Raw genomic sequence first — 1,989 nt, 5'->3', positions numbered from 1 at the left:
CCAACCACGCCTTTAAAGCGTCTACGTTTAGGTTTAACTCTCACAATATTTATAGGGGAAACTTTAACACTAAATAGAGACTCTATTGCCAACTTTATTTTGTACTTATTTGCATCCACAGAAACATACAAAGAATATTTATTAAATTTCTCCCTTAAAAAAGAGGCTTTTTCCGTAATTATAGGATATTTTATTATATTATTATATTTAATCATAATAATCTACCTTCAAGATATTTTAAAGCATCACTTGTCAACATTATACACTCATGATTTAATATATCAAAAACATTCAACCCGATAGGCTTGATCAAGTTTACATGATACAGGTTTCTAGTAGCACGTAGCAATCCATCTCCATAATCACCAACTATCAGAAAGGAAGAAAATTTGAAATTTTTAATATACTTACACATTTCAGATGTTTTCTTCACGTCAATATTCAAATTATCAAGAATGATTAATTGATTATTAAAATACTTTAGAGATAAAGCAATTTTTAAACCAAACTTGCGTACTTTTTTGTTAAGAGAATAGGCATGACTCCTAACAACAGGACCAAAAATAACCCCACCACCCCTAAACTGAGGAGAACGCAAGCTTCCTTGTCTTGCTCTACCAGTGCGTTTTTGACTATAAGGCTTAGCTGTTGTACCAGAAACATCACTGATGCCTTTTACTTTGTGAGTACCAGCTCTTCTCTTTGCTAATTGCCATCTAACTATATCATGCAAAATACCCAATTTTTGCTTAACGAAAAATATCGAAGGGTTAAGCTGAGCGATACCTACATTATCATTAGATAGATTAACTAATTTACATTCCATAACTAATTTACTAAACCACTAGCATTATCATCCAGCATTATCATCATTTGCGTCTAACAGTAGACCTACCGAAAAAGGAATATCTTTATGTAAAGGCTTTTTAACTGCATCTCTCACAAAGACGTAAGAATTTCTAAACCCAGGAACGTTGTTACCTTTTACAGCAATTAAACTATTTTCATGATCGATAGATAATATTTTCATGTTATGTACAGTTACTCTACTGCTGCCTAAATGACCAGCCATTTTTTTTCCTTTAAATACTCTACCAGGATCCTGACATTGACCAGTAGAACCTTGCGACCTATGAGCAATAGAAACACCGTGAGATGCCCCAAGCCCACTGAAATTATATCGCTTCATTACACCAGCAAACCCCTTACCTATAGAATAACCTATAATATCAAGATATTGACCAACTACAAAATGGTCAACCCCCACTCTTTTACCACACTCTATTCCTGAGAGATCACTCAATCTACTTTCATATAATCTATATCTACTATTTATTCCTCTCTTCTTTAAGTATTCTAACTGAGGCCTTGCAATATTTTTAAAATCTCCAGTGCCTAAAACAACCGAATTATAACCACATTTATCTTGCTCTTTCACATCAACAATACAAGTTTCACTCAGATGCAATAAAGTTACAACCATGCAGCCACTATCAGAGTATATAGCAGTATGACCAATATTTGTCATCAATAAACCAATTCTTTTCAACAGATTCATCCTTTTCATTTTCCTTTCCTAAAGACTTTCTTAATCTTTAAGTAAATTTCTACACCAGGAGGAGGGGGAGGAAAAAACGATGAATCTCCAAGCATCTGCATCATAGCAGGGGTAAGGCCATATAGAATAATCAGACGCTCAGAAGTTCTCTTTTCAAATTGTTCATGAGATTTTTTATCAACATGAGGAGACCTACCAACATCGAATTTAAAATTATCTCTTGGCAATGCAACTGGACCTGATAGCTTTGCATCAGAATGTTTAAATTTGTCCTTAAATCCACGAACAAACTCTCTAACATATTTCTCTAATTTTGAACAATCAAAAGCTTTGCTTATGATATATGCAACTTGCTCTATTTCAGTCACTACCGTCTACTCCAAAATTTCAGAAACAACACCAGAACCAACAGTTCTACCACCCTCTCTTAT

The 1,989-nt window shown here is 33.9% G+C and carries 4 protein-coding genes; all 4 read right to left on the bottom strand.

Annotated features, from left to right (window positions below; all coding sequences use genetic code 11):
- Nucleotides 1-215: 50S ribosomal protein L23 (locus IHO13_RS04855; RefSeq protein WP_225538532.1), on the bottom strand; the 215-nt coding region annotated here is incomplete at its 3' end.
- On the bottom strand, nt 212-826 hold the full coding sequence (rplD, locus tag IHO13_RS04850) for a 50S ribosomal protein L4 (protein WP_225538528.1): 615 nt from the start codon (nt 824-826) through the stop codon (nt 212-214). The genes IHO13_RS04855 and rplD, both read right to left, overlap by 4 nt.
- 27 nt (nt 827-853) lie before the next feature.
- On the bottom strand, nt 854-1,567 hold the full coding sequence (gene rplC / locus IHO13_RS04845) for a 50S ribosomal protein L3 (RefSeq protein ID WP_225538527.1): 714 nt from the start codon (nt 1,565-1,567) through the stop codon (nt 854-856).
- Nucleotides 1,564-1,917: a 30S ribosomal protein S10 gene (rpsJ, locus tag IHO13_RS04840; protein WP_225536932.1), complete on the bottom strand. Its 354-nt coding sequence runs from the start codon at nt 1,915-1,917 to the stop codon at nt 1,564-1,566. The genes rplC and rpsJ overlap by 4 nt, the downstream gene beginning before the upstream one ends.
- Nucleotides 1,918-1,989 lie beyond the last annotated feature (72 nt).

This window comes from Wolbachia endosymbiont of Mansonella perstans (genome assembly GCF_020278605.1).
GTDB lineage: Bacteria > Pseudomonadota > Alphaproteobacteria > Rickettsiales > Anaplasmataceae > Wolbachia.
This window is presented reverse-complemented; position numbering and strand designations above follow the sequence as displayed.

Bases quoted from the DNA above. Each gene is read 5' to 3' on its own strand.
- rplD (WP_225538528.1), bottom strand. From the start codon at position 826: ATGGAATGTAAATTAGTTAATCTATCTAATGATAATGTAGGTATCGCT.
- rplC (WP_225538527.1), bottom strand. From the start codon at position 1,567: ATGAAAAGGATGAATCTGTTGAAAAGAATTGGTTTATTGATGACAAAT.